At 61.7% G+C, this 7,820-nt stretch carries 5 protein-coding genes and 1 pseudogene; 2 read left to right on the top strand and 4 right to left on the bottom strand.

The genetic code is table 11. The features are described 5' to 3' along the window. Both AB4Y86_RS07340 and AB4Y86_RS07335 read left to right on the top strand, forming a co-directional pair. Positions 1 to 709: pseudogene (locus AB4Y86_RS07340) on the top strand (PKD domain-containing protein); the annotation flags it as partial. A 509-nt stretch (positions 710 to 1,218) separates the two neighbouring features. Next, entirely contained in the window at positions 1,219 to 3,741 is a 2,523-nt protein-coding gene (locus AB4Y86_RS07335) for a right-handed parallel beta-helix repeat-containing protein (RefSeq protein ID WP_441401448.1), read from the top strand. Positions 3,742 to 3,908: 167 nt separating this feature from the next. On the opposite strand, the gene AB4Y86_RS07330 is transcribed toward AB4Y86_RS07335, so the two are convergent. The 4 genes from AB4Y86_RS07330 to AB4Y86_RS07315 all read right to left on the bottom strand — a co-directional run. Beyond that, entirely contained in the window at positions 3,909 to 5,282 is a 1,374-nt protein-coding gene (locus tag AB4Y86_RS07330; RefSeq protein WP_441401447.1) for a polysaccharide biosynthesis protein, read from the bottom strand. Beyond that, a complete protein-coding gene (locus tag AB4Y86_RS07325; protein WP_441401446.1) occupies positions 5,266 to 6,360 on the bottom strand; it encodes a glycosyltransferase family 4 protein in 1,095 nt (364 codons plus the stop codon). Before AB4Y86_RS07325 ends, AB4Y86_RS07330 begins: the two co-directional genes overlap by 17 nt. A 49-nt stretch (positions 6,361 to 6,409) precedes the next feature. Beyond that, positions 6,410 to 7,135, bottom strand: a complete 726-nt coding sequence (locus AB4Y86_RS07320) for a polysaccharide deacetylase family protein (RefSeq protein ID WP_441401444.1) — start codon at positions 7,133 to 7,135, stop codon at positions 6,410 to 6,412. A gap of 12 nt (positions 7,136 to 7,147) precedes the next feature. Further along, the coding region (locus AB4Y86_RS07315; RefSeq protein WP_441401442.1) for a glycosyltransferase family 2 protein at positions 7,148 to 7,820 on the bottom strand (673 nt) is incomplete at its 5' end.

Below are 7,820 nucleotides of genomic sequence, written 5' to 3'. Positions count from 1 at the left end.
GGTGAAGCTGACGGTGACGGATAACCTGGGCGGYACGGGTTCGGTGACGAAGCCGGTGACGGTCACGGCGGCACCGCTGGCTCAGGACGGGTTCGCTCGAATCGTAGCCAATGGTTTCGGGAAAGCCGATGTGGGCGGTAACTGGAGTACCTCAGGCGGCAATGCCAACTTCGCCGTGAACAATGGCAGCGGCAAGATGATCACGGCCAAGGGCGTACAGCTCACGGCGACCCTCGGATCCGTTTCGTCTACGTCGTCTGATACCCAGGTCCAGCTGTCACTGGACAAGCTGTCGGACGGGGGCGGATTCTTCACAACCGTCATCGGCCGACGCGTATCAGGGGCGGGGGATTACCTGGCAAAGATCTGGATCTCAAAGTCCGGGTTGATGACGTTGGATCTGAAGTCCACGGCGGGAGGAACTGAGACCACCCTAAAGAGCATCACGGTGCCGGGCCTGACCTACACAGCGGGCATGCAACTGGCCGTCCGACTGCAGGTCTCCGGGAACTCGCCGACGACCCTACGTGCCAAGGTGTGGAACACGGCCGTTGCCGAACCCACAGCCTGGCAAGTGACGGCAACGGACGCTGCAATTACCATGCAAAGCGCCGGATCCGTAGGCGTGATGACGTATCTTTCGGGCACCGCAACCAAYGGCCCTGTCACCCTGTCCCTCACCAACTGGGTGACTAGGAGGGTGGAGTGATCGACCCGGTTTAGCAAAACTGCACTGTCGGCTGGTCCGGATCCTCTTCGAGGGTCCGGACCAGCCGTGTTTCTTGCCGCGAGGAGATCCCGGCAGCGCGGAAGATCTTTGCCACGGGCGCGACGATCGGAGGAGAACGGCGGAGCCGATCAGTGGCCGCCCGCGGCTGTCGCACGGTTATTATCCGTCGTACGGCCCGCGGAGAGCCGGCCTCACGATCCAAATAGCACCAATCGGAAAGTACGACTTGTGGCTGCTGAGGGTGATCCTGGATGGCCAGCAGATTTGATCGAAGATTTCATCCCGTGTAGTGTGACCGTTTGCAGCAAAAGTATGCTTTTCGCTTACCTGCAATTTGGTCTCTGGTTGTGTTATTGCGTCCCGCTGGGGGAACGGTCTGAAGACGGCGTGAACGTTCGTCTTCGCTGCGTGTATTTGCCCACAGCCTGCAAGCTCGTCGATTACCGGCGGGCTTGTCTCGGTTGCCATCATCCACGAGGAGCCCCTAATTGACGCGCAAAATATTGGAAGATCCCCCCGGCGACGGCTGGCCAAGGCAATTAGTAGCTCCCCTGATCTGCGCTGTTTCGCTCGCGATGGCAGCAGTCAGCCTGGCTCCTGCCGCCAGCGCGGCAGTCACCCGCCCCGAAAGTGCCTCCACAACGTCCTCCGAAGTTGCCCGCGACACTTTTAGCCGCACTTCTCTGGCCGGCTGGGGCAATGCCGAAACCGGAGGCACCTATGCAATGGACAACCCGGCCAAGGCGGGTCTCGCCGTTGTGAACGGCACAGCCAGGGTAAATGGACTGCCGCCAGGGCAGTCACTGTCTGCCGTGCTGCCTGCAGTCTCTGCGACCGATGTCAATGTCCAAGGGGCGCTGATGTTACCTTCGGTTCCCGCGGGTCAATTCGGCCTGTATCACGCCCTCGATATTCGCCGGCAGAGCTCCGGTGCCGCCTACCGGGGGCGCCTGGAGGTGATGAGTGGGGGCAAGTTATTCCTTGCCGTCTCAAGGATTACCAACGGGACTGACGTAAATCTGGGAAAAGTGCAGTTGCCGCAGTTGCTGAGCGCCAACCAAAAGGCCCATATCGAATTCAGTGTCACGGGTACGTCTTCTGTGTCCATCCAAGGACGCGCCTGGCTTGACGGAAGCGCGGTCCCGAACTGGCAGCTCTCGGTCGCGGACACTTCCGCCACTAGGATCGCCAGTGCGGGAGCCGTTGGTATCTGGGAGTACATGTCTGGCGGCAACTCGGCGCCGGTCAGTACTGTTCTGGACGACTTGCACGTCGTTAACATCGGAGCCGCTCCGGCCCCGGCCCCCGCTCCGGCCCCGGCTCCCGCCCCGGCACCCGCTCCAGCCCCGGCACCCGCCCCGGCTCCGGCCCCTCAACCGGGACGTGGAGCCTCCGCCGTCGGTTCGGCCGTGTACGCCGCGCCCGCCGACGCAATATATGTCGACGTCGCCAAGGGCACGGACTCACAACCGGGCAGCCAGGCTGCCCCCTTGAAGACCCTTGCTAGCGCCGTCGCTCATGCGAAGTCCGGCCAGGTCATAGTGCTGCGAAAAGGCACCTACAACGAGTCGGTCACAATTCCGTCCAACAAGTCGCTGACGATTCAGTCTTACCCCGACGAGGCTGTTTGGTTGGACGGGTCCGTGCCGGTGGCTTCCTGGCAGAAATCGGGCGCCACCTGGCTCGCATCAGGATGGACCCCCGAGTTCTCCAATTCCATGGACGGTGTAGCAGACAACCCGAGATACGTGAATTCGGCGAAGCCCATGGCGGCCCGGCCGGACCAAGTGTTCTTGGACGGGGTCTCGCTCAAGCAGGTCGGGTCCGCTGCTCAGGTGGTTGCGGGGACGTTCTACGTGGATAACGCAGCCAATACGATCCGGCTCGGGAGCGATCCCGCGGGGCACGAAGTGCGGGCCAGCAATCTGGGCCAGGCCATCTACTCTTCAGCCACTAAAACCACGCTGCAGGGATTCGGGGTGCGCCGCTACGCCACGCCTTATGAGTCCCGCGCCGCCGTTGTCCTGGCCGCCACGTCCGCCGCGGCTCGGAATCTCACCGTCGTTGACAACGCGATGATCGGCATTGCAATTCAAAACAATGACAGCATCGCCGAACGCGTCACCGCGCAACGAAACGGCATGCTCGGCATCGGTGTCAATGCCGCGTACGGTCTGGTTATCAAGGACTCGATTGTTTCGTTTAACAATGCCGAGGGATTCAAGCCGGAGCCGGTCGCGGGAGGAATCAAGGTGACTCGTTCGCGTGGTATTAAGATTGTCAACAACGACACCAGCAATAACCAGGGCAGTACCGGGATTTGGTTGGATGAGTCCGTAAACACTGCAAACGTCTCCAATAACACCTCGTCCTCAAACGGGATCAACGGCATTGAAATCGAAATATCCGATACCGCGATCGTTGCAAACAACGAGACCAACGGCCAAGAGACCGGAATCCTCATTTACAACACGGGAAATGTAAAGGTCTTCAACAATAACATCGGCGGAAACCGACTGTTCGGGGTCAAGTTGGCCCAAGATGAACGCCGGCAGGCGGTCTCGAGCTTCGCCGGACAAGATCCGCGCCAACCGGCCGTCGATCCGACAACTCCGTGGCTGACACGCAACATTACGATATCTAACAATGTATACGGAAACGGGGGCCGCTTTCAGTTCTATGCGCTTGACGGCGTCACCAAGATTCCCGTGGATAACATGAATGTCGTAATTACAGGAAACCTTTTTAACAAGCGAGTTGTCACAACGGACCCGACAATGGTTGCGTGGGGCGGCAATGACGGAGTAACTCTTGCGCGCTACGAAACCCCCGCCGCTCTAGCCGCCGCCAAGGGTGCAAGCTGGAAGAATGCCAGCACCGACACCAGCGTCCCGATTGACCAGATGGCAGCTCTGGCAGCGAAGTCGACCGCCATCGCTGTTCCGCTGCCACAGGACGTGGCCACGGCGATCGGCAAGCCTGCAGGCAGCACAGTGGTCGGGCGCTTCTAAGCCTGAATCAGGCCCGTTTGGCCCGGTCCGGCCAGCGGTCACGGTACGCGCCACACCCGTGGCGTGCCGTGGCTGCTGGCCCGCACCCAGCGCCGATCCGGGAATACAAGCCCTTGCGGCCCCCGAAGGATGTTGTGAGGCCACTTCGACCCCGCCAGGGATGCAACCTAGGTAGGCTCGGACGCGAGTGCCGCCGCCCTGCGTCGTTTCAGATCCCTATTCACGTACCAGATGTTCGGGCCGACCTGGCAGACAGCTACGGAAATGGCCGAACCGACGATAGGGCCGCCAGCGCCTAATAGGCCGATCAGCCACCAAGAGAGACCTAGGTTCAAAGGAACCATAATGAAGATCGGGATGGTTTGAAAGCGGAGTCCCTGGTGATCTGTCATGTACATACCTACCGGGTATTTTGCTGCCTGCAGGCCCACGAACACAACGAATCCGAAAATCAGCCAGTTGTCGAGTTGAATTTTTCCGCCGGAGATGAAATCCACCACCAAGGGTGAAAGCGCGGCTAGAACGATCCCCAGCGCCACGCCGCCCGTAGCAAACCAGAGAGTCGGAATCAACGGAGACTCCACCCGGGACGCAGAGCGGGCTTTGGCGTATATGGGCCAGAAAGCGATTCCTGCGGCAGCAACGGTTTGGATGACGATTCCGTACAATTGGGAGCCCAAATTATACTGGGCCAATTCGCTCCCCGTTGTCAAATGGCTCAGCAAAAGGCGATCTGTCTGCATCGCCACGGGCAACGCGATCATCTGAAGAAGCATAGGCCAGGCCAGATGGGCTGCCCGGACTCCACGATGGCGCCTGACGTGTGGAATTGCACGAATAGCGGACTTGAGCTGAGGCGAGATGAGACGCCCTGCAATGATGAGGCAGATAAGAGAATTTATGGCATTTGCAATGTAGGAAAACGTTGCCAGGAAACTTCCTGCGGGGGCTGCGATTCCCACGGTGACGAGAACGGCGGTCAAAATGAGTGGCGCTACAACAATCTGACTCATGACCTGGACGTTGGTCCGCTCAAGGCCGACGAGAATGCGCTGACCGATCGATAACGGGAGCGCCAGGCCAAAGAGGGCCAGGCAGGCGCAGGCCGCCACGGCGCCGTCCCCCGGGAGGAGGCCATTCCCCAGAATGGCGGGCCACCAACCGAGCCAATAGACCGCAAACGAAATAACGATGAAGATTAGACCTGAGACCAGGAGGATACGCATGGCCGTGAGAATCGCGCCGAGCACATACTCGTCGGACTTAGGCTTCGACGACCCCGCCACCGCGTTGATAACGACCGCAGCAATGCCAAGGTCCGCGAAGGGCAGCAGGCTCGGGATCGATGACAGCAATCCGTATTGTGCATATGCGTCCGTGCCGAAATGGGCGATTATCAGTTGGCTGGTTACGATGCCCAGCAGCCCCGAAACTCCCATAACTGCGACTTTGGTCGCTGCCGTGCCGCCCACTGTTGCCAGCAGGCCTCGGCGTCCGGCCGAACGGTCCTGTACGGACTTCCGATCAAGTCTGGTAGTCACGTGAATCCGTCTCAAAAAGCCACGAATCGGCGGCCAGACGTCCGTCTAGCTGCGGCAGCGTGGCGATGACGTCGCTGCGCCCCGCGGCCCGGAGCAACTGGTCCTTGATCGCTTCTCCCAGGGCACCGGCGGAACACCCCGCTGCCACCACGGAATGACCATGCTCTGCCAGCCACGATGCCAGTCCCGTCTCGGTCGTCGTGACGACCGAACAACCATGCGCCAAGCCTTCGACGATGGGAAGCCCCACCTGCTCACGCCAGATCGGCGTGGACTGCGAGGGCAGGACAAGCACTTGGGCGTGCCGCAAATGGCGGTGGATTTCACTTCGAGGCGGGTCGATGACAACGTCGATACTGCTGTCCGCCGCAGCGCTGGCGAGAGCCTGGTCGACCAGGGCTCCTTTGCCGACGATAGTGAGACGGGCTGCCGGGTTTGCGTTCCGAACCGAGGGCCAAGCTTCGAGGAGAAGGGGAAACCCTTTGCGTTGCGACAAGTCCCCCAGATAGATCACTCGATGGGGGTCACTGAATTGTCCGGGCTCGCATGAACAAGCGGCGGGAACGGCTGGGATGAGCACCTCCGTGCGACCGCCCGATTGCGGCAGCAGCCCGTGATATGTGTCCCGCGCGGCCGCAGTGCCAAAGGCCAGCCGGTCCACTCTTTTCCAGACAATGGCCGCGAGTCGCCGCTCGACTACCTTGCGCAGTGAGGACTTCCACGAGTGGCGCAGCCGCTGTGGATACGGGTCGCTGTTGCCAATGGCATAGCTCACCACCAGCACGCGCCTGCCGCCGAGCAGCCTTCGGGCAGCCAATGCCAATAGCGCAACCGCGGTGCTCGGAAGGCTGGATAGCATCAGTGGTTCGTTGACTTCCAGAGCGGTCACGTCGGAGCGGGCGAGGATCAGTGCCGCCCTGAGCGGGCTGGCCTCGATCAGTTCCAGGCCACGAGCCAGGTCGGCGTCAAAATCGTAACGCCGCTGGCGATAGATTATTGCGGCCGGCTTCAGCTGATGGGCGCGCTCCAGATGGGCGGTGCGGATCGACTCATAGAGCCGGGCGCGTTTGAGTTTCATCCGGACCATTGTCATAGTTCCACCCCCACGTTCGCTGTTCGGAATCGAGTCATCTCTTGAACCAGGCCGCCAGCACCGGAGTTCCGTGCTGCAAGGATTCGCGCAGCGCCCATGCGCCCAGCCCGGCGTCGGCGTACGAGTCGAGGATGCGGGCTGTGAGATCCCCCCGGTCCAACGACGGCGGGGGGCCGTCGTCGACGCCGTCTCCCAGGCCGGCGTGACCGTCGTGGGAGAGGAGGATAGCCCCCGGAACCGCCCCGGTCATGGCTTTCTGGACGCGGTCCGCCTGGGACGCCACCTTGGAATCCCAGCTGGTCGCCCCCCACATAACGGGCATGAGTCCGGCCGACCGGACAGCGCGCCACGTAGTCAGTGTCTGCCGGCCATACGGGGGACGGACCCATTCGACCCGCTGACCCGTCAGGTCTTCGAGTTCGGAACGGCCATCCTTGGTCCGTTGCGAGACTTCGCGGGAGGAGAAGCCGGTCAGCCGTTGATGATCAAGTCCGTGGAGGGCGATCTCGTGACCCGCGGCTGCGACCTCTGCCAGGAGGCCGGGATGACGGCGGGCCCGGCTGAGCAGGACGAAGAACGTGGCGCTGAGCTGCCGCTCATCAAGCACCTGCAGGATTCTGTCAGTTCCGCCGGGTTCCGGACCGTCGTCGTACGTCAGGACAATGCTCGGAACTGCCGTATTGACGGCGACGATGGAGCCGACAAAGGCGGAATGGGCGCGGATAACGGGCTTCACGACCCGGCTTACGATCCTCCTCACTTCTTTCATCCGTTACCGCCCTCTCCGGCGGGCTGGCGCCCGTTTCATCCACGGGCGCAAATGCGCTTCCCGCGAGTACTCGAGGTAGGCGACTCCGACTCCTCCGGCCAGCATGCCGGCCCCGCGATAGGCGGTGCGCAACCCTCGGGCCTGGTGGCGGTGGGAATCGGCGATCACCCCGAAACCGAAACGTAGTGAACCGCCGCACATGCGCAGCACCCCGCGCACAACGGATCGCAGGCGTGCCATGCTCTTGTGCATTGCCCTTTGCGTCGAATGGATGTCGACCAAAGCGGCTGAATTTCCATGGCTCCACGCTCTCCGGAGAACCCATTCACGGGTGGTGCGGTCCGCCGGAACAAAATCGGTGGCCACGGATTCGTCGCACCAAAGTATCGTTCCCCCCGCCCGCACCAGCAACCTGCTGAAAAGCGTGTCCTCGCCCCCCGTGAGGCCGAAGCTGTCGTTGAAACGCACGCCGGCCTTCCGGATCTGGTGCATGTCGAGGAGTAAATTTCCTGCGGCTGCCGTGGGTATCACGGTCCCCGTCGGCATCCGCCGTCGACGGAAGAAGGCGCCCGCGGCGATCCACGGGTCAAGGTCAGCTTCAAACTGCGAGACCACCCTCCCCATGACAGCAGCCGGGTTAGTCTTTCGCCACGTGTCCAACAGCGGTTCGAGCCCC

The organism is Arthrobacter sp. 2YAF22_2 (genome assembly GCF_052114645.1).
Classification (GTDB): domain Bacteria; phylum Actinomycetota; class Actinomycetes; order Actinomycetales; family Micrococcaceae; genus Arthrobacter.
The sequence above is the reverse complement of the archived record's forward strand: the minus strand, read 5'-3'. Positions and strand labels throughout refer to the sequence as shown.

Excerpts from the sequence above, each read along its gene's own strand:
- AB4Y86_RS07325 (WP_441401446.1), bottom strand. The coding sequence starts at position 6,360 with ATGAAACTCAAACGCGCCCGGCTCTATGAGTCGATCCGCACCGCCCAT.